We start from the raw sequence: 25,316 nt of genomic DNA, 5'->3' as shown, positions 1-25,316 counted from the left end.
ACGACCGAACGCGACGCACACGACCATCATGAGCTTCCCCACTGTCTTCATCGACGGCGACCAGGGCACGACCGGGTTGCAGATTCACGCGCGTCTGCGCGACCGCACCGACGTACGGCTGCTCACGCTTCCCGCCGCCGAACGCAAGGACCCCGCGCGCCGCGCCGATGCACTCAACGCGTGCGATATCGCCATCCTGTGCCTGCCCGACGCGGCCGCGCGCGAAGCGGTCGGCTTCATCCGGAACCCGGCGGTACGCGTGATCGACGCGAGTTCGGCCCATCGCACGCAGCCCGAATGGGTCTACGGCTTTCCCGAGATGGCCGACGGACACGCGCAGGACATCGCACATGCGAAGCGCGTGACCAATCCCGGCTGCTACCCGACCGGCGCGATCGGCCTGCTTCGCCCGCTGCTGCAGGCCGGGCTGCTGCCGCGCGACTACCCGGTGAGCATCCACGCGGTGTCCGGTTACTCGGGTGGCGGCCGGGCGGCCGTCGACGCATTCGAATCGGCCGACGCCGCCACGCCCCCGTTGCCGCTGCAGGTGTACGGCCTCGCGCTCGAACACAAGCACGTGCCCGAGATCCGGCAGCATGCGGGCCTCGCGCACCGCCCGTTCTTCGTGCCGGCCTACGGTGCCTATCGGCAAGGCATCGTGCTCACCATTCCGATCGAGCTGCGTCTGCTTCCGGCCGGCGTGACCGGTGAGCGGCTGCATGCGTGTCTCGCGCACCACTACGCGGACGCGCGCCACGTCGACGTGACACCGCTCGCGGACGCCGCCGCGGCAACACATCTCGATCCGCAAGCGCTGAACGGCACCAATGATCTGCGGCTCGGCGTGTTCGTCAACGAAGCGCGCGGCCAGGTGCTGCTGTCCGCGGTGTTCGACAATCTCGGCAAAGGCGCATCCGGCGCGGCCGTGCAGAATCTCGACTTGATGCTCGGTGCGTCGAGCGCCGTGTAACGCGCCCGCAGGCGCCGTCGATGGCGCCTGCGCACGCCCCCGTAAAAGCTCACCTTTAGCCGGTTTCAGGCCGTATCGTCGCTCGCGACGGCATTCAGGCCGGCCAGCGTCTCCACCAGGAAATCCACGCACACGCGCACCTTCGCCGACGCCGCGACGCGTTCCGGATACACGGCCCAGATGTTCGCGGGCTGAAGCGCGTCCGGCAGCACGCGGCACAACGCGCCGCGTTCGATCAGCGGCCCGGCCTCCCAGATCGAGCGCAACACGATGCCGCGCCCGGCCAGCGCCCATTGCACGGCCACCTCGCCATGGTTCGTCGACAGCGCGCCGCCGACCTTCACCGTGGCCGTTTCGCCGCGCACGGTCAGCCGCCATACGCCGAACGGATGATCGCGCTCCTTGATCGCGAGACAGTCGTGCGAGGCCAGATCGGCCAGCGAGCGCGGCGTTCCGCGGCGGGCCAGATAGTCGGGCGACGCGCACAGCACGCGATGGTTCGTGGCGAGGCGGCGCGCGATCAGGTGATCGGCGATCTCGTCGCCGATGCGCACGTCGAGGTCGTAGCCTTCGCCGGCCACGTCGACGAGCCGGTCGAACAGATCGAGCCGCACGTTCAACTGCGGATAGCGCGCGCTGAAGTCGAGCAGCGCCGGCGCGACGACGTGCCGGCCGAAGCCGAAGCTGCTCGACAGGCGCAGCGTGCCGCGCGGCACCGTGCGCGTGGTCGACACGTCCTCGACGAGATGATCGACGTCGTCGAGAATCTTCTCCGCGCGCGCGAACACGCGTTCGCCGGCTTCGGTGACCGTCATGCGGCGTGTCGAGCGATGCAGCAGGCGCGTGCCGAGCTGCGCCTCGAGCATCGCGATGCGCTTGCTGACGTACGCGGGCGATACCGCGAGCTGCTCGGCGGCCGCGCTGAAGCTCGCGAGGCGGACGACCAGGCTGAACACGCGCAGGTCGTCGAGGTTCGGCGATTTATTCACGATTCGTGGAAAGTCGATTAACTTTTGCGTGATTTTAATCCGGATGGAAATAAATAGAATGACGTGACGGGCCGTTGCCTTCCCGGCAGCTGGCCGACCAGCCAAGGAGATTTGCATGACCGACAGGACTTACAGGATTGCCGTGATCCCCGGCGACGGCATCGGCCGCGAAGTGATGCCCGAGGGGCTGCGCGTGCTCGCCGCCGTGACCGCGCGCTTCGGCGTGCGCTTCGACTTCGTCGAGATCGACTGGGCGAGCTGCGACTACTACGCGCGGCACGGCAAGATGATGCCGGACGACTGGAAAGCGCAGCTGTCGGACATGGATGCGATCCTGTTCGGCGCGGTCGGCTGGCCGGCGACCGTGCCCGATCACATTTCGCTGTGGGGCTCGCTGCTGAAATTCCGCCGCGAATTCGACCAGTACATCAACCTGCGGCCCGCGCGCCTGTTCGACGGCGTGCCGTCGCCGCTCGCCGGCCGCCGCGCCGGCGACATCGACTTCATGATCGTGCGCGAGAACACCGAGGGCGAATATTCGTCGGTGGGCGGCACGATGTTCGAAGGCACCGAACGCGAAGTCGTGATGCAGCAGTCGGTCTTCACGCGGCACGGCACCGAGCGCGTGCTGAAATTCGCGTTCGAGCTCGCGCAGCGGCGCGCGAAGCGCGTGACCGTCGCGACGAAAAGCAACGGCATCGCGATCAGCATGCCGTGGTGGGACGCGCGCGCGGCCGAGATGGCCGAACGCTATCCGGAAATCGCGGTCGACAAGCAGCACATCGACATCCTGTGCGCGCGCTTCGTGCTGCAACCGGACCGCTTCGACGTCGTCGTCGCGTCGAACCTGTTCGGCGACATCCTGTCGGATCTCGGGCCGGCGTGTACGGGCACGATCGGCATCGCGCCGTCGGCGAACCTGAACCCCGACCGCACGTTCCCGTCGCTGTTCGAACCCGTGCACGGTTCCGCACCCGACATCGCGGGGCAATACATCGCGAATCCGGTCGCGATGATCTGGTCGGCGGCGATGATGCTCGACTTCCTCGGCAACGGCACGGGCCGCGAACGCGACGCGCACGATGCGATCGTCGCCGCCATCGAGGACGTGCTGCGCACGGGGCCGCGTACCCGCGATCTCGGCGGCCATGCAGGCACGCAGGAAGTGGGCGAGGCGATCGCCGCGCGGGTCGCCGGTTGAGGGGCGCGTCCGGCGTTCGCGCCGGGCGGCACTGCGTGAATAGTCTGCGGTGAGCGGCACGCGATGCGGTTGCGCACTTGTGCAGACTCCGCCGATACGTCGCGGTGGAGTCGAGCGGTGAGCAACGGCACATCGCAACGCGCACTGTTTGCGCGGATCTTCGTTGACGTCGAAATCAATTCGATCGGTGAGTTGCACGTCGCGCTCGCACCCACCGATCGTCAACACACGTTCGCTTCGACGCGATCGGTGAGATGCATCACGCAGCGACGCACACCGCAGCACGTCGAGACGTCCGCCGCTGCATCGGGCGCAAGGCCGCGTCGACCGGGTCGAAGCACACAGTCCGACGCAGCATTTACCTCGTCCCGAAAAATCTCACCTTCAGCGGACGGCTCCCGAATTTCCTCACCATTGAACGGCGGGGATGCGTTCCCGCTCCGTTGAGCGCGTGCGCGGCATCACAGCCCGAGGTCGGACAGCCCCGGATGATCGTCCGGACGACGGCCAAGCGGCCAGTGATAAAGGCGGTCCGCCTCGCGAATCGGCAGATCATTGATGCTCGCGTGGCGATGCGCCATCAGGCCGTTCTCGTCGAACGCCCAGTTCTCGTTGCCGTACGAACGGAACCAGTTACCCGCATCGTCATGCCACTCGTACGCAAAACGCACCGCGATGCGATTGCCGTCGAACGCCCACAGCTCCTTGATCAGCCGGTAGTCGAGTTCGCGCGCCCACTTCCGCTGCAGCAGCCCGACGATCTCGTCGCGGCCCGTCACGAATTCCGCGCGATTGCGCCAGCGGCTTTGCGGCGTATAGGCGAGCGACACGCGTTGCGGGTCGCGCGTGTTCCACGCGTCCTCGGCGGCGCGCACTTTCTGGCGCGCCGTGTCGAGCGTGAAGGGCGGAACGGGCGGACGAACTTCGGGGGAAGCGGACATGGGTTGCTCCTGTTCTGGGTTGTGGCCGCGAACGCACGCAGCCGGTTCGGGTTCGTTGCGTCGGCTACCGCGCTACGGCATCGAGCAGCAGTTCGGCCGTCGCGCGCGCATCGCGCGCGGCGTTTGCATCGCCACTGACGAGCGCCACGCCGATCGCGCCGTCGATCAACACGAGCCACTGACGCGCGATGCGCGCGAGCCCGCGGCGCTCGATGCCGGTTTCGTCGGCACAGGCGTCGAAGCGCTCGCGCACGAACGCCAGCAGACGCGCCTTGTGCATGCGGGCGACGACGCGCACGGGATCGTCGGCGTCGGGTATCTCGCCCGCCGTATTCAGGAACGCGCAGCCGTGAAAGTCCGGCTGCCCGAACCAGTCGCGCAGCACGTCGAACATGCCGAGCAGTTGCGCGCGCGGCGTCTTGCCGCGCGCCAGCGTGGCGTCGACGAACCAGCGCATCCAGCGCTCGTCGCGACGTTCGAGCGCGGCGACCACCAGCGCCTCTTTCGATTCGAAATGCGAATAAAAGCTCTTTCGTGCCGCGCCGGATCGCTTGACGATCGCATCGACGCCGGTCGCATGGATGCCGCCCGAATAGATCAGCGCTTCGGCCGCGTCGAGCAGCCGGTCGCGCACGCCCGGTTCGCCGGAGGAGTCGAGAAGTGTGTTCATGGGTTTACGGTAGAACGATCGTTCTCCGGCGTCAACCTTCATGTGAAAAGCCCTGCCGGCGAGAGGGCCTCGTCGGGTCCTGGCGGAGACGTCGAGGCCGGCCGCGTTTACGACATTTTTTCTTGAAGCGGCGACGCGACGCTCACTACACTTCGGTCACCCTGTCTGGGCGAAAGGACATCATGCAGCGACCGGAATCCGCGCGCCCCGCGCGCGCCTATGCGGCTTATGCGAAACGGCTCGACGGCCGCGTCATCGTGCGGCGCTTCGACCCGCGCAGCGATTCGTACGACACGCTGACCGCGCTGCTGCATCGCGCGTTCGCGCCGCTCGGCGTCTTGGGCTTCAATTGCCCGTGCGTCGATCAGCCGGCCGCGGCGACGCGCGAACGCGTGCTGACCGGCGAGTGCTTCGTCGCGCTCGGCAACGCGCATCTGGTCGCGACGATGACGATGCGCTCGCACGATCCCGATTCGCGCTGCGATCCGTATCGCAGCCGGCGCGTCGCGACGCTCGAGCAGCTGGCCGTCGATCCGGTCTGGCAGGATCGCGGCATCGGCCGCGCGCTGCTCGCATTCGCGCAACGTCGGGCCGCCGTGCGCGGCGCGACGCATCTCGCGCTCGACGCGCCGTACGCGGCGGCTCGGCTCATCGCGTTCTATCGTCGCGACGGATTTCAGCCGGTCGACGTGGTGCGCTTTCCGGGGCACAACTACGACAGCACGATCCTGTGCAAGGCCGTCGGCGGCGCCGACGGCAGCACGCGCGCGCACGGCACGATGCAGATCGACGTCGCGCGGCAAGCCGGTGCGGCATCGTGAAACCCGAGGTGCGCAAGCGCGATGACGACGACGATCGCGCACGGCTCGCCATCCGACAGGCACGCGTGCGGGCGGCGCTAAGGCTGCGTGGCGTGATGAAGCTGACGATCGTCACGATCGCGGTGGCGCACGTGTTGAAGTTCGCGTTCGAAGGCGTGCTGGCCGCAGCCGGTTTCGCACCGGACGCGGCGGCCGTGCTGCTGTTCCGCTTCGCGACGTGCGCGCTCGTGAGCTTCTGGCTGCAGGCGGATGCGTTGCGCGCGTACCGGTACGCGGCGCAACACGGGTTCGTCACGGCTCCCGGTGCGCATGGCGATCCGCTCGACGTTGCGCCGCAGTGTCCGAAGCGCTGGCTCGTCGTGTTGAGCCTTCAGCTCGACCCGCGCGGATCGAATGGTGAACGGATCAAGTAGCGATCGGCGCACCGATCGAGGCCGATCGCCCCGCGCATCAGTGAGTCGCAACGCGGGGTGCGGCTCACGGTTGAGGTTTCGGTTCGGCACGATGTCGCATAGGGTGGCGGGCGAACGCGTGCACGCCAAGCGAAGCGGGGAAGTGCGGCGAAGTGGAGAAACAGGCGCCGGATGGCGTGACGGGAGAGAAGCGAAGCAGCTGCCGACCGGTGAAGCGAACGTGCAATTGCCGGTCACCGATGCGGGATCGTGCGGCGATTCGGCACGCAAACACAGCTCCCGAATAATCTCACCTCAAGCGCTGCGTCACGCGTTTCGACGTGTGACGGTGCGCGTGCAAACGAAAACGGGGCAGGCGGCAATCGCGCCGCGCTGCCCCGTCTCGACACTCACTCGACTCAGACGGTCCAGTCGAGAATCACCTTGCCGCTTTCGCCGGACAGCATCGCGGCGAAGCCTTGTTCGTAATCGTCGGCCGCGAAGCGGTGCGTGATGATCGGCGACAGGTCGAGGCCGCTCTGCAGCATCGCGACCATCTTGTACCAGGTCTCGAACATCTCGCGGCCGTAGATGCCCTTGATCTCGAGCCCCTTGAAGATCACCTGGTTCCAGTCGATCGCCGTCTGCGCGGGCGGGATGCCGAGCAACGCAACCTTGCCGCCGTGGTTCATCGCCTCGAGCAGGCTCGTGAACGCGCTCGGCACGCCCGACATCTCGAGACCGACGTCGAAGCCTTCGGTCATGTGCAGGTCGGCCATCACGTCGCGCAGCGACTCGCGCGCGACGTTGACCGCCCGCGTCGCGCCCATCTTGCGCGCGAGCTCGAGCCGATAGTCGTTGATATCGGTGATGACGACGTTGCGCGCGCCGACGTGCTTCGCGATCGCGACGGCCATGATGCCGATCGGGCCCGCGCCGGTGATCAGCACGTCCTCGCCGACGAGGTTGAACGACAACGCCGTGTGCGTCGCGTTGCCGAACGGATCGAAGATCGACGCGAGATCGTCGGAAATCTCCGGCGGAATCTTGAACGCGTTGAATGCCGGAATCGCCAGGTATTCGGCGAACGCGCCTTCGCGGTTCACGCCGACGCCCACCGTGTTGCGGCACAGATGCCGGCGCCCGGCGCGACAGTTGCGGCAGAAACCGCACGTGATGTGACCTTCGCCGGACACGCGATCGCCGATCGCGAAGCCGCGCACTTCCTGCCCCATCTCGACGATCTCGCCGACGTATTCGTGGCCGACGTGCATCGGCACCGGAATCGTCTTCTGCGCCCAGTCGTCCCACTTCCAGATATGGATGTCGGTGCCGCAGATCGCCGTGCGGCGGATCTTGATCAGCACGTCGTTGTGGCCGACTTCGGGGCGCTTCACCCGCGTGAGCGTGAGGCCGGGGCCGCGTTCGAGCTTTGCCAGTGCTTTCATGGTCGCGCCTCCGTCAGATGATGCCGAGCGACTTGCCGACGCGCACGAACGCGGCGACCGTCTGGTCGATCTGCTCGGGCGTATGCGCGGCGCTCATCTGCGTACGGATGCGCGCACGGCCGCGCGGCACGACGGGGAACGAGAAGCCGATCACGTAGACGCCTTCGCCGAGCAGCCTGTCGGCCATGTTCGTCGCGAGCTGCGCGTCGCCGAGCATCACCGGGATGATCGGATGCGCGCCGGGCACGAGCGTGAAGCCGGCTTCGGTCATCTGCTTGCGGAACCGCGCGCCGTTCTCGCGCACGCGCTCGCGCAGCTTCGCGCCTTCGTCGCTGCCGAGCAGTTCCAGCACCTTCAGCGACGCCGCGGCGATGCTCGGCGTGAGCGTGTTCGAGAACAGATATGGACGAGAGCGCTGGCGCAGCAGCTCGATCACCTCGCGACGCGCGGTGACATAACCGCCCGAGGCGCCGCCGAGCGCCTTGCCGAGCGTGCCCGTGATGATGTCGACGCGGCCTTCGACGCCGCAGTGTTCGGGCGTGCCGCGGCCGTGCGTGCCGATGAAGCCGACCGCATGCGAATCGTCGACCATCACCAGTGCGCCGTAGCGATCGGCGAGATCGCAGATGCCTTTGAGATCGGCGATGATGCCGTCCATCGAGAACACGCCGTCGGTGGCGATCAGCTTGTGCCGCGCGCCCGCGGCATCGGCTTCCTTGAGCTTCGCCTCGAGGTCGGCGAGATCGTTGTTCTTGTAGCGGAAACGCTTCGCCTTGCACAGGCGAATGCCGTCGATGATGCTCGCGTGGTTCAGCTCGTCGCTGATCACTGCGTCGTTCTCGTCGAGCAATGTTTCGAACAGGCCGCCGTTCGCGTCGAAGCAGCTCGAATAGAGGATGCTGTCCTCGGTGCCGAGAAACGCGGCCAGCGCGCTTTCCAGTTGCTTGTGGACGGTTTGCGTGCCGCAGATGAAGCGCACCGATGCCATGCCGAAGCCGTCCTGGTCGAGGCCGGCCTTCGCCGCGTCGAGCAGGCGCGGATCGTTCGCCAGACCCAGATAGTTGTTCGCGCAGAAATTGAGCACGCCGGCACCGCCGGCGAGCCGCACGGCTGCCGCCTGGGGACTCGCGATCTCGCGCTCGGTCTTGTAAAAACCGTCCGCGCGGATCTGGTCGAGCGTCCCGCGCACCTGGGCGAGAAAGGCATCACGCATCGCAAAGCTCCTGACAGGGATTCGCATTCCGCAGCGCACTGCTCGTGGCGGCGCAACGGCCTGCTACTGTTATAGTCGGTCGTTCGGTTGACCGCATTTATCCGATATTCCGAACTGAAATTCGAAATATCGAACAACTCTAAGCGAACGGAATCCAAATGGCAAGTTCCTCCGGATCGCGGCGCCCGCCCGCCGCAGCCGCCCCGCAACCGCCGGCCGCGACCCCGCCGCGCGTGGGCGAGCAGATCCAGCGACTGCGCAACGAGCGCAAGCTGACGCTCGACGACCTGTCGCGCGCGGCCGGCGTATCGAAATCGATGCTCTCCGAGATCGAACGCGACAAGGCCAACCCGACGATCGCCGTCGCGTGGCGGCTGACGAACGCGCTCGGCATCACGCTCGACGAACTGTTCTCGCAGCCGAAGGCGCCCGAGACGATTCGCGTGGACGGCCCGCACGACATTCCGACGCTCGCCGGCCACGACGGCCGGTACCAGCTGCGCGTATGGGGCCCGATCGACCTCGCCGGCAAGTTCGAGTGGTACGAGCTGACGCTGCCCGGCGGCGGCGCACTGGTATCGAACGCGCACGAACCGGGCACGCGCGAACATCTCACCGTGCTGCAGGGCGCGATGGAAATCGAGGCCGCCGCCGCCAGCCGGCGCCTGAAGACGGGCGACACCGCGCGCTACCCGGCCGACGAGCCGCATGCGATCCGCAATCCCGGCAAGGCCGAAGCGCGGGCACTGCTGATCGTGATCCATCGCTGACGGCGCGGATAGTCGGCCAAAAGGCCAATCGCAGGCCTGTTGCGGAAAACACTGTATGTTTGTACAGTATACGGACATTCCGCCATGCACGGGCCGGAGCCGGCGCACCGAGGCGCCCGCCCTGGTCGACAGGAGCCTGCAATGACAGAAGAACAAGATTTGGCCGCGCTCAGCTTCAAGGCTGCCGCGCACGACCTCGAATTGATCGTCCGCCATATCGCCGGACGCTACATCCGTCAGCGCGTGCCGCTGACGTGGCGCCTGCTGCACGCGATCGAAGCCGAAGCGCTCGCCGATCTCGGCTTTGCGAGCCGGCACGACGCGGGCATGCGCCAGTTGTTCGAACGGCCGTCGGACATGACGTTTCCCGAAACCGACGATCCGATCGACTTCGGGCGCTCGAATGCGCTGCCCGCGGTCTTTTCGTTCGCCGTTCTCGCCTATGAAGCCGCGGCAACGGCGCACGACACCGCGCGTCCCGCGCGCGCGCTGCGCCCGTCCAAGGCGTGGGGAGACTGATGGCCCAGCCCCGGCCGAGCCGCACGGCGGCCGGTTCACCCGTTCGCTGCCCGAGACGTTGCGGAAAGGGCTACCATACACGCAACTAACGGAATTAATACCATGTCCCTTCCCGCCGCTCCCGACACTGCCGCACACCCGGAAGAAAAGGATCTGTTCGACCGCGATGCGTCCGACTGGGTTGCGTCGCCCGAAGCTGCGTTCGACGCATGGCTGGCCATGCAGGACTATCGCCGCTCGTCAGCCGATGTCTATCGCGCACAGTGGGGCGCGTTTCTCGCGTGGATGCGCGCGCATCAAAAGAACCTGGCGACGGTCGATACACCGACCATCGCGAACTTCGTCGGCGAGTTGCCGATCAAGAAAACGCAGCGGATGCGCTATCTCCGGCTGATCGAGCGCGTGCTCGACCATATCCGCCGCACCGAGTACGCATCGACCAATCCGGCCCGCTTCATTGCTCAGGATGGCGAAGCGAACTGGCGCAAGGCGCGCGACAACGAGCCGACCGGTTTCCTCACGCCGGCAGAGCGCGCGACGTTGCTCGCCTATCTGTTTTCGCCGATCGGCGTATCGGGTTCCGCATACTGGAAGGAGCGTCGCGACCGCGCGCTCGTCGCTGCATTTCTCGGCGCCGGCATCAAAACCGGCGAAGCGCGCTCACTTACGATTAGTTGCATCAATACGAGTGGCACGTCGCTGCGGATCGAGTCGACACATCCGGATTATTCGCGGGAGACCCATCTGGCCTCGTTTGCGATCGCTTTGCTCGAAGCCTGGCTCACCGAGCGCAAGCGCCAGGAGATTCCGGGAGAACTCGTCTTCCCCGCATCGCATGCCGGGCGACCGATGCACAAGGCGACGATGCTGCGCGCGATCGATGCGATCGTCGAATCGGCCGGGCTCACGTCGTCACGCACCGCGCGCGCTAGCCCGCAAACATTGCGCAACACCTATGCGGCGGAATTGTTCGAGCACGACGTGCCGCCCGAGCGGGTCGGCAAATGGCTGGGCTTCATGCGGCCGATCTCGTCGAATCGCCTGCATCGCGCGTGGAAAAACTGGCGCGACGGGCTGGCCGACCACAACGGTGACGCGTCCGACCGCGACGAAACTCACTGATCGGGAACCGGCTGCTCACGCGAAGCGATCCGTGAGCAGCCTTGTGTGGCGCAGCCTCACCGTTTCAAAGCTCCCGAAAAATCTCACCTCAAGCTTCCCGGATCATCTCACCTGTGCGGCGCCGCTGGCCTCCCGGTCAGGTGTGCGCAAAACGCGCGACGGCTTCGAAGCGGGACGGCCAGGTGCCGGAAGCGTGCTCGCACTCGGGGCACGCGACTTCAAAACCTTCGTCGCCGTGCGACAGTTCTGGTTCGCCATCGCAATGCGGGCACTGAGTCGGCGCCGGAATCTCGTGATCCAGCGCGGTGCCGATCGCGGCATACGCATCCGCGTCGAGTTGTCCCGCCTCGGCCAGGCGCCGGATCAGCGCGGCGATTTCCGGATTCATTCCGCGGTTCGCGCGCAACGAACTCACGTCACGCGTTGCGCGCTCCAGTTCGTCGCTCTGCGTACGCAGCTGTTCTTCGAGCCGGTCGGCGCGCGCCTTGGCCGAACTCAATTGCTGCAGGAAATCGAACTCCTTGCGCTGGACGTCGCGCAACCCGCTCTGGTAAGTCGACGCCATGCTGCGCAACGAGTCCAGTTCGACCAGCATCGGTTTGACGCGACGCTCGGCTTCGGCCACCGCATCCTTGATTTGCTGCGCATAGTGCTCGGTACGCTGCTGTAATTCGGCTTGCAGCGCATCGATGCGGTCGCGCAGGGCGGCGTTCTGTGCCTGTTCGGCTTCGATCCGGCCGGCAGCCGCGGCCAGTTCCTTTTCCAGTCGTGCGACTGTGGTGAGCAACGTTGCTTCGCTTGCCGAACCGTGAGTCGTTTGCGACGCGAGCTGAACCTCGAGTTCGGTTACCCGCGCCTGCAATTGTTCGTTTCTCGCTTCCCCGCGCGCGAGCGCCCCTTCGAGCGTTTCCTGGCGGACGGTTGCGTCACGCAACCGCTGTTCGGCTTCGGCCATGTCGGCGCGAACCTGCTCGCGGTCGCCATCGAGGCTGTCGCGCGCCGCTTTCAATGCTTCTTCATAGAGTGCGCCCAGCAACGCGCCGGCTTTTTCCTCGACGACTTTCGGGATCGCCGCGCCGTCCAGCCTGATCTTGGACGCGGAACGAATGCGCTCCCAGAAATAGTCGATGTCTTTCGGGATGTCGCTGGCGCTGCCGGTCTGGGTGAGATCGCGGACGTTGGCGGCCGAGGGCCGGATGCCGAGATCGAAGAACAAGCGTTTGCACGCATGCAGTGACAGTTCCTGGCGCCGTGCACCGCTTGCGCGCAGCGATTCCAGTTCTTCCCGAATGACTTGACGCATTTCGTCCAGGGTCATGACCACACTCGCAAACTATGAAATGTTGCAATCATAACGAAATACGTATTTATTGATACTTTTTTCGAGGGTCCGTTGTGAATTTACGTCGTTTTGCACAGAAATCGGATCCATGAGTCCATCTGGTCGAAGGAAGCTCGGAATTCCGTGAAACAAAGCGAAGAAAGTCAGCCAAGTCCTTGTCTTGCAAGCATTTTCCAGCGAACCGCGAATTTCGGCCTTTGTTTCACATGACACCGGATCCGGTTGCCGGTCGGTGTTCAGGGGTTGGGGTGTCTGTGGAAAACTCGTCAGCCGATGTCTTGAGAGTATTAGAAGTAAACACCCTTGAACCCTTAGTTAAAAACGTTAACGCCACGGCACAGCCTTATGGAGCAAAGCTTTCCGGCCGACAAGGTGAAGTTTTACGGGAGCCAAGGTGACCTTCTGCGGGAGCTGACGTGATGGGGTTCGGGGAGCTGCGTGAGCCGTTGCAGGAAGGGTCGTGAGCGGATTCGGGATCACAGTAAAACACGCGTTTTCCCAAAGGTGAGAGTTTTCGGGGCCTCACAGCCATGGAACCCGCGCTGTGCCTGACTGCACAGTTTTCTGCCTGTGCAGACATAGGTGAGAATTTGCAGGACCCGCTTCGCGCCCCGATTCTGCCCATCTTTTGGGCAGATTTGGCGAAAGGTGAGGTTTCACGGGACTCCACGGGAATTTGCTGTGAGGATTTCCGGGAAGCGAACGCCATTTTGCACAGCAAAAGTGCTCTCGGGGGCCTGTGATGCCCCAAAGGTGAGGTTTTTCGGGAGGGAAATCCGGGTTTTCCTGCCCCGATCCCGTTAAGGTGAGCTTTTTCGGGGCATGGATCACAGACCGTGATCCGGCTTACAGGTGAGATTTTCCGGGAGCCGCAGGTGCTGAAAAAATGGGCAAAGGTGAGGTTTTTCGGGACCTGTTGCCGGCCAAATTCGCTGAAAAGCCCGCCAGGACTGGAAGAAATCTCGTTTTTGCTGTGCCACTTTTTGGCACAGGTGAGATTTTTCGGGGGCTGACATACGGTTGTCGTATGAAGGATTCCGGTCCAAAGGTGAGGTTTTTCGGGGGATCCTGGCGCGGCACAGCCAAATGCCTACTGTGCATAAGTATCGGAAGAGATTGGAGTTTTTGATACCGCGCCGGTTACGGTGAGGTTTTTCGGGAGCGTTTTCCGTGCCCGCTGCTGTGCCGCATTTCGTCGGTAAGGTGAGCGTTTTCAGGAGTCGTTGGCAGCCGATCCCGCGCGGGTCGGGCGTTCGTCGGTAGCCGGATGAATCAGCAGGCTGTGCTTGAGGTGAGTATTTTCGGGACCGGATACGATTTGCGCGCTGTACAATGCGCGCCCGAGCTGGCCAAACACGCGCTGATCGGGCTGCGCGTGCCGGTTTCGACGGCGCTTTTGCATGTGTCGAAGCCGAATCGATCTCCCGGCGCGCCACGCCTGTACATGCATACAGGCCCGCTGGGCGGCGGTCGACGAGATCCGGTGAGGTGCAATCGCGAGCCTGTGTCGAACTCACGGCTGCGCAGTCGCAAAATTACGACAAATCGAAAGGTGAGCCGATACGGGAGCCAATTCCGCACGTGTCGAGCACAGGTGAAATTCTGTGAATCGGCGCATGCCGCGGCACGTCTGGAAGAGTCCGGAACGCCGCAACGGCGGACCGGTGAGCGTTTTCGGGAGCCGTTCGGGTGAGTGCCGTTTTGCCGGCGCGCTTCACCGGCTATGGTGAGCATGTCGTTCTGGACGCACATCACCGCAGGCGCTATCCTTCCGGGAAACTTCTCCTCCGACCCGACGTATGGCCACGACGAAGCGCGCCAAGAAAACCGATGTGGATGTGGTGAGTGCCAGTTCAGCCGAATTGCGAAAGGCCGTCGAGGCGATCGCCATTCAGCCGAAGAGCGGCAAGATCACGCTCCTCACTCGCAAGCTGTTCAATGTCCTGCTGGCCGTCGCGCAGCAGGCCGACGATTCGGGCGATACGTATCGCGCACTGCTGTCGGACATCGTCGCCAACTCCGCTTTCGATTCGAACGACACCGCCTTGGTGAAGGAACACCTGCGCCGCATGGTGTCGGTGCAGGTCGAATGGAGCACGGGGACGTCGAGCCAGAAGCCGGGCCGCAAGTGGGGGATCTCCACGCTGATCGCGGATGCGGAAATTCTCGAGGATCCGACCACCCGCCGCGTGTGGGTCGAATTCTCGTTCGCGCCGAAGATCAAGAAGAAGCTGCTCGACCCGGTCCAGTACGCGCGTCTGAGCCTGCAGTTCCAGAGCCAGCTGCGCAGCAGCGCGGGTCTCGCGCTGTACGAGATCTGCGTGCGCTACCTGACGAACCCGAGCCACCTGACGATGCGCGAGCCGTGGGAATGGTGGCGGCCGATCCTGTCGGGCACACCCGACACGGAAGCCGGCGACGAAGCGAAGCGCGAGTACAAGTACTTCAAGCGCGACTACCTGCGCCCGGCGATCGCGGAAGTCAACGCGGTCACCAACATCTTCGTCGAGCTGATCGAGCACCGCGAAGGGCGCCGGGTTGCCGAGATCCAGTTCCGCGTGACCGAGCGCAAGCAGCCGATGCTCGCGCTCGACGAACACCCGAACGTGTTCGACAGCACGCTGGTCGACCGGATGGTGAAGCTCGGGATCCCGCTGAAGGAAGCGCAGACGCTCTACGCGGACAGCGAGGAAAACCGGATTCGCGCCGCACTGCAGATGACCGAGCAGCGGATGCGCAGCACGACGCTCCCGCCGGTGCGCAGCGCGCCGGCGCTGTTCAAGGATGCGCTGAAGAAGGGGTATGCGCCGCCGGTCGAATCGGTCGACGCGCTGCCTGCCGGCACGCCGTCCGCGAAGGTCGCGGCTGCCCAGCCGGACGATCTGAAGGCCCGCCTGCTGAGCGAGTTCGCGGCGTTCCGCCGCAAGGAAGCGAAAGTGCTGTACGAAGAGCAGGGCGACGCGGAGCGCGAAGTGGCGCGCGAGTCGTTCGAATCCGAGGCGTTGCCGACGATGGGCTCGCATCTGCGCGACGACTGGCGCAAGCGCGGCCTCGATTCCAAGCTGGCCGAGACGGCCTTTTTCGACTGGCTGGCCCAGAAGACCTGGGGCGAGCCGACGGACGGCGACCTGCTGTCGTTCACGCTGAACCAGTCGCGGGCCGCTTGAGGCCCGCTCAGGCCCGTTGACGGGCCGCCGCCGGCTCCGCCCCCTGATCGGGCGGGACCGGCGCCCTCAATAGGCCCTGCGAGCCGTTTCCCTCACTCCGACAACAGCATCCGCTCGAGCTGCTCGAGAATCGCGTCGCGCTTGTCCTTCGGGAGGCCGCGCAGGCGCAATTCGATGCGGTCTTCGCCATACGACTTCAGGTCGCCGACCGACTTGCCGCCGAGCTTGATCTCGAGACGCTGCGCATAGCGCTGACGGCCTGCAGGCTTCGGCGTCTCCTGTGCCGCGACGCGACCCTTGACGATGTCCGACACCTGGCGCGTGCTGAGATCGTCCGACACGATCTTGTTGATCAGCCGCAGCGTGGCCTCGGTGCCGCGCGCATTGTGATAGCGGCCGACCTGATACGCCATGTTCGATCCGAAGCGATCGGGGCGTGCGACCATTTCCTGCATGATCGCTTCCGGCAACTTGCCGATCGACAGCGCGACGGCCACCGTCGACTCGTCGAGGCCGAGATGCTCGGAGAGTTCTTTCTGGCTCTGGAAATGCTTGTCGTCGAGGAAGCGGCGCCACACGACGGCGTTGTCGAACACCGTCTGCGAATCGCGCTGAACGTTCAGGTCGTAGCCAAGCTTGTAGCTCTGGATGCCAATCGGCACATCGATCACGATCGCCTTGACCGATTCCTTGTTCGCTTCCTTCAGTGCCCGCACGCGACGCCCGCCATCGCTGACGAAATACGTGCCCGGGTTGTCGTAATCCGGAATCACGTGGATCGCCTGCTGCTGTCCCTGCTTCGCGAGGTTGACCGCGAGTTCGGCAATCGACGATTTCAGATAGAAGTGCCGCGGGTTGAACGGGCTGTGCTTGATCGCCTTCAGCGGCAGCTCGATCACCTGCCCGGGTGCATAGCGATTCTCGAGACGCCACGCGCGATATTGCTGCGATTCGTCGATCGACGGATCGATCGTGAATTCCGGAGCAGGCGGCGGTGCGATGTCCTTCTTCGCGGATTTGGTCGGCGCCGGGGTCGGCGTCTCGGACTTGACGATGCCGTCGATCGCATTGAGCCGATCAAGCGCCGTGCGCTTCTCGCTCGTCGTGATATCCGGGCGCGCTTGGAATCCTTTGGCAAATTGAGAGGGTTTCATGTGACTCCTTTGTGCGCATAAAGTCAGGGCAGCATGGCGACGATTTCGTCGGCGCATGCGCGAATTTCGGCGGCGGCCAGCTTGCCGCCACGATCGTTCATCTGCAGCACGGTCTGACCGAGCGCCATCGCCTGCTTGTACGCTTCCCGAGTCGGAATCTGCGTCTTCAGCAGCGGGAAGCCGAGTTCCTCGAGCGCACGCTTGAGCTCACGGGTCAGCATGCGCTTCTCTTCGGTCTTGTTCAGCAGGAAGACCGCGCGGAGGTCTTCGTTCATCACCTGCGCCTGCTGAATCAGTTTGACCAGCCCGACGCTCGACCAGTAGTCGGCCGGCGACGACGACGTCGGAATCACGGCAATCGACGCGGCCAGCAGGACGACACCGGAGACTTTCTCGGTGATCGACGGCGGGCAGTCCACGACGATGATGTCGTAGTCGTTGATGAACTTCTTGATCTCGCGATGGATCTGGCCGTCGGCCTCGGCAAGGTTGACGACCGGAAACGGGATGCCGTTGTCGCTGTCGCCGGATGCGCTCGACCAGTGAACGAGCGTGTTTTGACGGTCTGCGTCGATGACGAGGACGCGCTTCCCTTTTTCATGGAACGCGGCGCCGAGATGCATGGCAATCGTGCTTTTGCCGACGCCACCTTTTTGTTGAGTGACTGCAATGATTTCCGCGGCCAATTTTCACTCCTGTTTTGGTCGTTGGAATTCTACAGGACGATATTTGAATTTCAATGAAATTGTCGTTCGACAACTACGCGTTGGCCATTCGGACGATCGGTTTATGCGCATAAACGAGCGGTGGATGTTCGATGGCTCGTTTGGACGGTGTGGTGAAGAGGAAGCGGCTGATGCCGAGTGATCGATGCCCTGCTCAGGATTACGTCTTCATGGGCGTATCGTCGGGGCCGTTCGTGGCAGAGATATCTCGACGCTCTCTCCTTTCGCGGGACGAGCCGCGTTGCCTGCGAGCCGCGAGTTTGTGCGCATAAAGACTGCGGAGGCCGATCGATGGGCTTCGTCGCTAGAGCGCATGGTATTCACTCGCGAGCGTCCGGCGTGAGCTGCGTGTCGTAGTCAGGTGCGTAGATCACGAGGTGCGTCGTTGAATGGACGTGCATGGAGGCAATGTCCTGCCGGGCCGTAGTGTTTATGCGCATAAACCAGAGGCAACGATAGGCCGCGACGAAGCGCCGTTGACAGAGACTACGCCTGAGTCAGGCGGGCAATGACGTCATGTCGGGGACGACGGTCTATCGATATAGCCATCGCGCAGTGCCGTTGCGTGTCGACGTACGTCCATGCCACGAGCCACGCTGTACCTCGCCCGGCAATCGCGCACTTTATGCGCATAAACCTACCCGGCGTGTTCCGCAATCGCGTACCCCTTTCGTCACCCGAGACAGCCCTCACGAGACATCGGCTGCGCCGGTCGTCGGCCCCGCGAAGCCCCCCGCCCGACTTTATGCGCATAAACGACCACTCTTCGACGCGTCTCCCGCCGAACACAGGACACTCCCCTCTCGCGATCACTGCGCATCGCCAAACCGAAACCGCCTCAGCGACCTATCAAGACGAACCCCACGCCGATCTCGATTGCCCCCCATCAGGCCCCTCGATGCAGACTCGCTACAATACAGGCCTCACCCCTCCTGCCTTGAACGATGATCACGATCTACCACAACCCCCGATGCTCGAAGTCCCGCGAGACGCTTGCGTTGGTCGAGTCGCTGAATACCGCCGGCGCGCCGCTGAATGTCGTCGAGTACCTGAAGACGCCGCCGACTGTCGAGGAGCTGGACACGCTGCACAAGCAGCTCGGCCGCCCGGTCCGCGACATGCTGCGCGACGGTGAGGAGCCGTACAAGGCGTTGAATCTGGCCCGCGCGGATCTGACCGACGCCGAGGCCTACGCAGCGATCGTCGCTCATCCGGTTCTGCTGCAACGCCCCATCGTCGTGTATCGCGGCAAGGCGGCTATCGGTCGCCCGCCCGAGTCGGTGAAGGCGCTGTTCGAATAATTCTTGCCGCGCGTATTTTTCTTATTGCATCAACGCGCTCCAGCCCGGCACGCGCAACGGCAATCCACGCCGACGCGCTCGCCGGGCCGCACCCGCCAGCCACCACCGGAACGATGCGTCGGCAGGCACCGCGACGCCTAGCCCCCACCGGACGATCCATCGTCACCGTCCGGCTCCCGCCCGGCCGCCGCTTTCGCCGCCGTCCGCAACAGCGCGATCTGTCCGCGATAGGCGCGGCATCCGCTGCAGGTCGGCAGATGCACGCGCACCTGCAGGCGCTCGTGCAGCGTCAGACGCCGATCGAGCGCATCCGACAGCAGTCGCGTCACGTCAGTACATTTCCCCGGCAGCATCTTCGGTCGTCAGTCCTTTTTCGCTCAGGCAGGTTCGCAGGCGCGTGCGCGCCCGATACAGCAGCACGCTGCAATGATTCGTCGTCAGCGTCAATTCACTGCAGATGTCCACGATCTCGACATCGAGGAATTCGCGCATCATGAACACGCGTCCGATCTGCTCCGGCAGATGGTCGAGGCACGCCTGGAACAGCGTCCAGAATTGCTGCTGCTGCAACAGCGTTTCGGGCTTCGGCCACGGACGCGGTTTCGCGTGCGCGGCCCAGTGACCGTTGTCCTTGAACAGTTCGCGATCGAGCACGGATTCGCCGTCGAGTTCCGCATCGAGCGCGGTCAGGCTCACCATCCGCTGCCGTGCGCGCAGCACGTCGATCAACTTGTTGCGCAGGATGCCGAACACCCAGGTCTTGTGGGCCGACTGTCCGGCGAAATCGCCGGCATGCGACCACGCGGCGGCCAGCGCTTCCTGCACGGCGTCTTCGGCCGCGTCGGCGTCGCGGAGCTGGAGTCGCGCGAAGCGCAGCAGGTCGCGCCGCAGTTGCGCGAGATAGGTGGGGTCGTCGTATGCGGACGGCATGTCTGGGTGGCAGTGTCTCGAGGCGACCGCGCGTGCGTCACGGAGCGGGCGCGTCGCGGTGCGAGCAGCTTACTGGGCGCGGTGCCGGCCTGCAACGCAATGTTCCGTCACGATTTCACGAAGCCGGTCGCCGCGCTGCGCTATGCTTGCCGAACCCTGTCGCGCGCGTCGACGCCGACACGCGGCGGGCAATCTGTAACGTCAGAACATAACGGTCGAGTTATCCACAATTTCTGTGGAAAACCTTGTGGAAAGTCGGCCGGACGGCCCCGTGGGACGGCTCGCGGGCTGGCTTGCCTATAAACAGACCTTTGTCGCTCATTCGGAAGCAATCGATCCGATTCCTCACTCACCGGAAGGAGAATGCCATGTCCTATCGTATTGCGGTCGTCGTCGGCAGCCTGCGTCGCGCGTCGACGAACCGTGCGCTCGCGCACGCCGTGATCTCGCTCGCCCCCGCCGATTTCTCGTTCGAGTTCGTCGAGATCGGCGAGCTGCCGTTGTACAGCCAGGACTACGACGCGGATTTCCCGGACGTCGCGAAACGCTTCAAGCAGTCGATCGAAGCCGCCGACGCGCTGCTGTTCGTCACGCCCGAGTACAACCGGTCGATTCCGGGCGTGTTGAAGAATGCGCTCGACTGGGGTTCGCGCCCGTGGGGTTCCAACTCCTGGTCGGGCAAGCCGGGCGCGGTGCTCGGCACGTCGCCGGGCGCGGTGGGAACCGCGCTCGCGCAGCAGCACCTGCGCAACGTGCTCGCGTACCTCGACGTGAAGACGCTCGGTCAGCCGGAGATGTTCATCAAGCACGATCCGGCGCGCATCGACGACCAGGGGCAGATCGTCAGCGAGGACACGCGCAAGTTCCTGCAAGGCTTCGTCGATCGCTACGCGAGCTGGGTGCGCCTGCTGAAGTCGGCGTGATGTCGCCGGCCTGATCGCCACACCCGTTCACGCCGCCGGCGCCGGACCGCCCGCAGCGGGTCACGCGCCGGCGTGGCGTGCGTCGCGCGCTTCGCGGATGCCGAGCAGGATCTCGTCGAGCAGCGCGATGTCGAACGGCTTCGACAGCACGCGGACGTTGACGGTGCGCGTGCGGTCGAGTTCCTCCGCATAACCCGTGACGAGAATCACGGGCAGTTTCCCCGGCCGCTTCTCGATCGCTTCGGCGAGATCGATGCCGTTCAGGCGGCCCGGCATGTGGATGTCCGAAATCACGAGATCGAACGCATCGTTCGCGGCGGCGCCTTCGATCAGGCGCAACGCGTCGTCGGCAGTCGGTGCATAGGTCACGCGATGACCGAGCAGCGACAGCAGCGCCTCCGTGCCGGCCGCGACTTCGCCGTTGTCCTCGACGAGCAGCACGTGCAGGCCGGCGAGCGCGCCGCTCCCCGCATCGTGCGCGACGGCCGCCGGCCGCGCGACGACATCCTCGGCGCGCGCGCGCGGCAGATACAGACGCACCGAGGTACCCGCGCCGACCGCGCTGTCGATCGTCGCGAGGCCGCCCGAGCGTTCGCAGAACGCGAATACCTGGGGCAGGCCGAGCCCCGTCCCCATCCCCTGCGCCTTCGTCGTGAACAGCGGCTCGAACGCGCGGGCGAGCACGTCGGGCGCCATGCCCGAACCCGTGTCGTCGAGCGAGATCTGCACGAAGTCGCCGGTCAGCGGGAAGCCGTCCTCGCGGCGCAGCGTGACGTTGCGCGCGCCGACCGTGAAGCGTCCGCCGGTCGCCATCGCATCGCGTGCGTTGACCGCGAGGTTGATCACCGCGAGTTCGAGCTCCGCGACGTCCACGCGGATCGGCCAGACGCCCGGCTCGATCGCGACGACCAGCGACGACTTCGACCCGAGCGACGTCTTCAGCAGTTCGCGGCACGTGCCGACCCATTGCCCGACGTCGATCGTCTCGTTGTGCAGCGGCTGCTTGCGCGCGACGCCGAGCAGCTGGCGCGTGAGCGACTGCCCGTTCTTCAGCGCGCGTTCGATCGCGCCGAGCTCCTTGTCGAGATGCTGGACGCCGCGCCGCCGCGCGATCTGCACGTTGCTCGAGATGATCATCAGCAGGTTGTTGAAGTCGTGCGCGACACTGCCGACGAGATTGCCGAGCGCCTGCATCTTGCGCGACTGCCGGTACGCCGATTCGATCGAGCGCCGCATCGACGCTTCGGCCTGCCAGCGGTCCCACGCCTCTTCTTCCGCCTTCAGCCGCTTGAGCGACAGCCAGATCACGGACCACAGCGCGACCGACGGCGCGAACATCGAGAGGAACAGCACGCTCAGGTGTTCGTACCATTCATGCCAGATCGCCGACGTGCGGTACGCGCAGCTCACGTAGACGGGATAGCTGCCGACCTGGCGATACGCGACGATCTCGCTGCTCGCGCCGTCGTGGCGCACGCGCACGACGCCGGCGCGCGGATCGTTGCGCGCATTGCCGAACGTGATCGAGCGATCGGTGTGCGCGAGCGACGGCGGCGGCGGATACGACGCGATCACCGCGCCGTCCGAGCGCGCGAGCGCCATCGTCATCGGCGTGCTCGCGCCGCCGAGCAGGTCGCGGTAGAACGCGTTGAAATACGACGACTTCAGCGCGATCGACACCATGCCGGCGAACGAACCGTCGCTATGGCGTCGCGCGACGCCCGTGTTGAACACGGGGATGTTCTCGAGCTTGAGCGGCCCCATCATCAGCCGCGAGATGTGTTCGATGACCTTGCCGTCGCGAATGCCGGCGAAGTCGTCGCGGTTCGCGATCGACGCGTACGGCGCCGGATAGTAGAGGCTGTTGGCGAGCAGCATCCCGCTCGCGCCGAAGATCGACACGGCCGCCACCTGCGGATAACCGCCGCCGATCGTGTTCAGCGCTTCGTGGATGTCGGATTCCCTGCTGCGCACGGTCGCGTCGTCCATGTCCTGCACGAGGTCGACGATGCGCGCATCGAGCGTTTCGCTCAGGTCGAACACCTTGAGCGCATGCTCCTCGGCGACGCGCACCGTGCGCATCGTCACGTCGCTCGCGGCGGCCTCGCGCGCCTTCAGGTCGTTGTACGCCATCACCACCACGTAGATGCACGGCAGCACGATCGCCGCGACGAGCAGCACGATCAGCGTGACGCGGCGCACCGCGAAATCGTGCTCCGGTGCGCCGGACGCGTAGCTGCCGTCGTCCTGCCAGTCGTCGGCGGGAGGGGGGGCGGGGGCGCGGGAGTCGGCAGGCCGTTCGGACGTCATCGAGGAAAGCGGGTGAGGCAGAGGTGTCTGCCATCATAAACGAGTTGCGACGGCCCGCCGCGGGGCGCCGTACGGGCGTCATCCCGTCGCATGTGACAGCGGTAAACCGTCAGATTGAAAACGCGACGAATCCGGCAGCGCAAACGTACACAAGGAAAAATTTTGCGTGCTTATCTCGAAAATGGTCGCGGTTGTTTTCGGAATGGCCCGCGATCGGATCGATTCTGTTCGAAATGGTGAAAATGGCGAGTTGCATCGCCTCCGGTTTACTCCGAGAATCGCGCCTTGCTTTCCCTATGACAGATATATGCGCCCGCCGGCGATGCCGCGCGGTGCGTCGCGCGCATCTGCGTCGCGGCGCCCGTGCGCGGCCGCAAGGCGGTTGCCCGCGCCCGAAACGCATGGCACTAAAGAAGTGCGCCGCGCGGTCGTTAACGCGAGAGAGACCATTCCGTATACCGCATCGCCCCATGCCTTTGCCGATTGTAATTGCCGACGATTCGCTGCTCGCTCGCAAACTTCTGACAAAGGCGCTGCCGGGAGACTGGGACGTTGACGTCGCGTATGCAGCGAATGGTCGCGAGGCCTTGGCGCTCTATCGTGACGGCAAAGCTTCCGTGATGTTTCTGGACCTGACGATGCCCGACATGAGCGGATATCAGGTCCTGGAAACACTGCGCCACGAAGATCTGAACACGTTCGTGATCGTGGTATCCGCCGATATCCAGCCGCAGGCGCAAGCACGCGTGCGTGAATTGGGCGCGATCGCATTCGTTGCCAAGCCCGTGACGTCGGAGGCATTGCTGCCCATTCTCAAGGAGTATGGGTTGTATGCCTGAATCGGTGTTCACGGCGGAGCAACGCGACGCGTTGCAGGAGATCGCCAACCTTGCAATGGGCCGCGCCGCCGCGCGGCTGGCGTTGCTGCTCGGGCATTTCATCGAGCTGTCGGTGCCGCGCGTGCGCGTCGTGAAAGCGGCCGACGCGGGCGACGCGCTGCGCGAGATGACGGGCATCCACGACAACGTGACCGCCGTGCGCCAGGGCTTCCGTTCCGACATCAAGGGCGAGGCGATCGTGCTGTGCCGCACGGCGGGCGTCGCGCGGCTCATGTCGGTCGTCGACCGCACCTTCGGCGACGGCGTGTACGGCGGGATGGCGACGCCGGACGAGCTCGTGTTCGACGTCGCCAACGTGCTGATGGGCGCGTGCGTCGCGTCGATCCTCGACGAACTCGGCCGCAAGCCCGTGTTCTTTCCGCCGGGTCTGCTCGGCGCGAACGTGTCGTTCGACGACGTGTTCCAGCCGAACGAGCTCGGGTGGAGCGTCGCGCTGCTGCTGGAGGTGAACTTCGGGCTCGAGGACCACACGTTCCGCGCGCATTTCGTGATGCTGATGGCCGAGGATTCGATCCGGCTGATGGGCGACGCGCTCGACGCGTTGCTGTCCGCGCTATGACGGCCGCCGCCCCGTCGCTGAGCGACCTCGTGATCGAGCGGGTCGGCTTCGGCCTGTTCGTGCTCGACCGTTCGATGACCGTCCTGATGTGGAATCGCTTCATGCAGGACCACAGCGGCATCCCGGCCGCCGACGTGATCGGCCGCAACCTGTTCGACTGCTTTCCGGACCTGCCGCACGCGTGGCTGTCGCGCAAGCTCGAGAGCGTGTTCCAGCTCGGCAGCTTCGCGTTCAGCTCGTGGGAGCAGCGGCCCTACCTGTTTCGCTTCGAGCACGACCGGCCGATCACGGGCGGCGTCGACTACATGCAGCAGGACTGCACGTTCATGCCGCTCACGCGCGGCCGCGACGTCGAGGCCGTGTGCGTGACGATCTCGGACGTCACGCATGTGAGCGTGATGCAACGGGAGCGCGAGGAAGCGGTCGCGAAGCTGCGCGAACACGCGAATCGCGACGGGCTGACCGGCATCGCGAACCGGCGCTTCTTCGAGGCGCGGCTCGGCGACGAATTCGCGCGCTGGCAGCGCTACGGCGGCGACCTGTCGGTGCTGCTGTTCGATCTCGACCACTTCAAGACGATCAACGACCGCTTCGGGCATGCGGCGGGCGACGCCGTGCTGCGCGAAACCGCGCGCCGCGTCGCGTCGATCGTGCGCGGACAGGATACGTTCGGCCGGTTCGGCGGCGAGGAATTCGCGCTGCTGCTGCCGTGCACGAATCTCGACGAGGCGATGCGGGTGGCCGACAAGGTGCGCGACGCGATCGGCAGCCTGCCGGTCGACGCCGAGGGCGTCAGCGTGCCGGTCACGGCGAGCGTCGGCGGCGCGTGCGCGAAAGCCGGCGCGCTGACCTGCGACGTGCTCGTCAACGAGGCCGACGCCGCGCTCTATCGCGCGAAGCGGCTCGGGCGCGATCGGTCGGTCGCGTACGCGTGACGGGCCGCGCCCGCC

The 25,316-nt window shown here is 65.1% G+C and carries 24 protein-coding genes; 13 read left to right on the top strand and 11 right to left on the bottom strand.

The window, feature by feature from the left end:
• The first annotated feature begins 28 nt into the window (after positions 1-28).
• Positions 29-970: an N-acetyl-gamma-glutamyl-phosphate reductase gene (gene argC, locus H0X90_RS14555; protein ID WP_077189848.1), complete on the top strand. Its 942-nt coding sequence runs from the start codon at positions 29-31 to the stop codon at positions 968-970.
• Between the two features lie 65 nt (positions 971-1,035).
• On the opposite strand, the gene H0X90_RS14550 is transcribed toward argC, so the two are convergent.
• Positions 1,036-1,959, bottom strand: a complete 924-nt coding sequence (locus H0X90_RS14550) for a LysR substrate-binding domain-containing protein (protein WP_006485150.1) — start codon at positions 1,957-1,959, stop codon at positions 1,036-1,038.
• A gap of 115 nt (positions 1,960-2,074) precedes the next feature.
• On the opposite strand from H0X90_RS14550, the gene H0X90_RS14545 reads away from it, so the two are divergent.
• Positions 2,075-3,160 carry a tartrate dehydrogenase gene (locus H0X90_RS14545; protein WP_077020560.1) on the top strand — a complete coding sequence of 362 codons (1,086 nt, stop codon included), beginning with the start codon at positions 2,075-2,077 and terminating at the stop codon, positions 3,158-3,160.
• Positions 3,161-3,621: 461 nt separating this feature from the next.
• On the opposite strand, the gene H0X90_RS14540 is transcribed toward H0X90_RS14545, so the two are convergent.
• Positions 3,622-4,101, bottom strand: a complete 480-nt coding sequence (locus H0X90_RS14540) for a nuclear transport factor 2 family protein (protein WP_006485164.1) — start codon at positions 4,099-4,101, stop codon at positions 3,622-3,624.
• Positions 4,102-4,165: 64 nt separating this feature from the next.
• A complete protein-coding gene (locus H0X90_RS14535) occupies positions 4,166-4,771 on the bottom strand; it encodes a TetR/AcrR family transcriptional regulator (RefSeq protein ID WP_060211085.1) in 606 nt (201 codons plus the stop codon).
• 182 nt (positions 4,772-4,953) lie between these two features.
• Here H0X90_RS14535 and H0X90_RS14530 point away from each other — a divergent pair, with 182 nt between their 5' ends.
• The gene (locus H0X90_RS14530) at positions 4,954-5,592 is read left to right on the top strand and encodes a GNAT family N-acetyltransferase (RefSeq protein ID WP_077189849.1); all 639 of its coding nucleotides are present in this window, start codon (positions 4,954-4,956) and stop codon (positions 5,590-5,592) included.
• Positions 5,589-6,005 (top strand): hypothetical protein, encoded by a 417-nt coding sequence (locus tag H0X90_RS14525; protein WP_077189850.1) that lies wholly within the window; start codon positions 5,589-5,591, stop codon positions 6,003-6,005. The genes H0X90_RS14530 and H0X90_RS14525 overlap by 4 nt, the downstream gene beginning before the upstream one ends.
• A 398-nt stretch (positions 6,006-6,403) precedes the next feature.
• Here H0X90_RS14525 and tdh read toward each other — a convergent pair whose 3' ends face one another.
• On the bottom strand, positions 6,404-7,432 hold the full coding sequence (gene tdh, locus H0X90_RS14520; RefSeq protein ID WP_006480187.1) for an L-threonine 3-dehydrogenase: 1,029 nt from the start codon (positions 7,430-7,432) through the stop codon (positions 6,404-6,406).
• 13 nt (positions 7,433-7,445) lie between these two features.
• Entirely contained in the window at positions 7,446-8,645 is a 1,200-nt protein-coding gene (locus tag H0X90_RS14515) for a glycine C-acetyltransferase (protein ID WP_077189851.1), read from the bottom strand.
• 158 nt (positions 8,646-8,803) lie between these two features.
• Here H0X90_RS14515 and H0X90_RS14510 point away from each other — a divergent pair, with 158 nt between their 5' ends.
• The 3 genes from H0X90_RS14510 to H0X90_RS14500 all read left to right on the top strand — a co-directional run bounded on the left by H0X90_RS14510 (position 8,804) and on the right by H0X90_RS14500 (position 11,056).
• On the top strand, positions 8,804-9,415 hold the full coding sequence (locus H0X90_RS14510) for a helix-turn-helix domain-containing protein (RefSeq protein WP_006496226.1): 612 nt from the start codon (positions 8,804-8,806) through the stop codon (positions 9,413-9,415).
• A gap of 141 nt (positions 9,416-9,556) precedes the next feature.
• Positions 9,557-9,934, top strand: coding sequence for a DUF2471 family protein (locus tag H0X90_RS14505; protein ID WP_006485149.1), 378 nt, complete (start codon positions 9,557-9,559; stop codon positions 9,932-9,934).
• Positions 9,935-10,036: 102 nt separating this feature from the next.
• Entirely contained in the window at positions 10,037-11,056 is a 1,020-nt protein-coding gene (locus tag H0X90_RS14500) for a tyrosine-type recombinase/integrase (RefSeq protein ID WP_006485171.1), read from the top strand.
• Positions 11,057-11,192: 136 nt separating this feature from the next.
• Here H0X90_RS14500 and H0X90_RS14495 read toward each other — a convergent pair whose 3' ends face one another.
• A complete protein-coding gene (locus tag H0X90_RS14495; RefSeq protein WP_077189852.1) occupies positions 11,193-12,374 on the bottom strand; it encodes a DNA-binding protein in 1,182 nt (393 codons plus the stop codon).
• Positions 12,375-14,197: 1,823 nt separating this feature from the next.
• On the opposite strand from H0X90_RS14495, the gene H0X90_RS14490 reads away from it, so the two are divergent.
• The gene (locus H0X90_RS14490; protein WP_006480193.1) at positions 14,198-15,565 is read left to right on the top strand and encodes a replication initiation protein; all 1,368 of its coding nucleotides are present in this window, start codon (positions 14,198-14,200) and stop codon (positions 15,563-15,565) included.
• 92 nt (positions 15,566-15,657) lie between these two features.
• On the opposite strand, the gene H0X90_RS14485 is transcribed toward H0X90_RS14490, so the two are convergent.
• Positions 15,658-16,719 carry a ParB/RepB/Spo0J family partition protein gene (locus tag H0X90_RS14485; protein ID WP_006485146.1) on the bottom strand — a complete coding sequence of 354 codons (1,062 nt, stop codon included), beginning with the start codon at positions 16,717-16,719 and terminating at the stop codon, positions 15,658-15,660.
• Between the two features lie 23 nt (positions 16,720-16,742).
• Positions 16,743-17,405: a ParA family partition ATPase gene (gene parA, locus H0X90_RS14480; protein WP_006480195.1), complete on the bottom strand. Its 663-nt coding sequence runs from the start codon at positions 17,403-17,405 to the stop codon at positions 16,743-16,745.
• A gap of 983 nt (positions 17,406-18,388) precedes the next feature.
• Between parA and arsC the strand changes: the two genes are divergently transcribed.
• Positions 18,389-18,745 (top strand): arsenate reductase (glutaredoxin), encoded by a 357-nt coding sequence (arsC, locus tag H0X90_RS14475; protein ID WP_048984707.1) that lies wholly within the window; start codon positions 18,389-18,391, stop codon positions 18,743-18,745.
• Between the two features lie 137 nt (positions 18,746-18,882).
• Here the strand turns inward: arsC and H0X90_RS14470 are convergent, their stop codons facing one another.
• Entirely contained in the window at positions 18,883-19,098 is a 216-nt protein-coding gene (locus H0X90_RS14470; RefSeq protein ID WP_006485156.1) for a zf-HC2 domain-containing protein, read from the bottom strand.
• A complete protein-coding gene (locus H0X90_RS14465) occupies positions 19,076-19,675 on the bottom strand; it encodes an RNA polymerase factor sigma-70 (RefSeq protein ID WP_006496230.1) in 600 nt (199 codons plus the stop codon). The genes H0X90_RS14470 and H0X90_RS14465 overlap by 23 nt, the downstream gene beginning before the upstream one ends.
• Before the next feature lie 368 nt (positions 19,676-20,043).
• Between H0X90_RS14465 and H0X90_RS14460 the strand changes: the two genes are divergently transcribed.
• The gene (locus tag H0X90_RS14460; RefSeq protein WP_006485152.1) at positions 20,044-20,598 is read left to right on the top strand and encodes an NADPH-dependent FMN reductase; all 555 of its coding nucleotides are present in this window, start codon (positions 20,044-20,046) and stop codon (positions 20,596-20,598) included.
• A gap of 60 nt (positions 20,599-20,658) precedes the next feature.
• Here the strand turns inward: H0X90_RS14460 and H0X90_RS14455 are convergent, their stop codons facing one another.
• Positions 20,659-22,908, bottom strand: coding sequence for a hybrid sensor histidine kinase/response regulator (locus H0X90_RS14455; RefSeq protein ID WP_012493655.1), 2,250 nt, complete (start codon positions 22,906-22,908; stop codon positions 20,659-20,661).
• Between the two features lie 470 nt (positions 22,909-23,378).
• Here H0X90_RS14455 and H0X90_RS14450 point away from each other — a divergent pair, with 470 nt between their 5' ends.
• The 3 genes from H0X90_RS14450 to H0X90_RS14440 are packed head-to-tail and all read left to right on the top strand — an operon-like array spanning position 23,379 to position 25,301.
• Positions 23,379-23,747, top strand: a complete 369-nt coding sequence (locus H0X90_RS14450; RefSeq protein WP_011548759.1) for a response regulator — start codon at positions 23,379-23,381, stop codon at positions 23,745-23,747.
• Complete coding sequence (locus tag H0X90_RS14445; RefSeq protein ID WP_006496234.1) at positions 23,740-24,366, top strand: chemotaxis protein CheC; 627 nt, start codon at positions 23,740-23,742, stop codon at positions 24,364-24,366. Before H0X90_RS14450 ends, H0X90_RS14445 begins: the two co-directional genes overlap by 8 nt.
• Entirely contained in the window at positions 24,363-25,301 is a 939-nt protein-coding gene (locus tag H0X90_RS14440; protein WP_006485173.1) for a GGDEF domain-containing protein, read from the top strand. Before H0X90_RS14445 ends, H0X90_RS14440 begins: the two co-directional genes overlap by 4 nt.
• Positions 25,302-25,316: the final 15 nt, after the last annotated feature.

Source organism: Burkholderia sp. 9775_39 (assembly GCF_015712225.1).
Lineage (GTDB): Bacteria > Pseudomonadota > Gammaproteobacteria > Burkholderiales > Burkholderiaceae > Burkholderia > Burkholderia cenocepacia.
The sequence above is the reverse complement of the archived record's forward strand: the minus strand, read 5'-3'. Positions and strand labels throughout refer to the sequence as shown.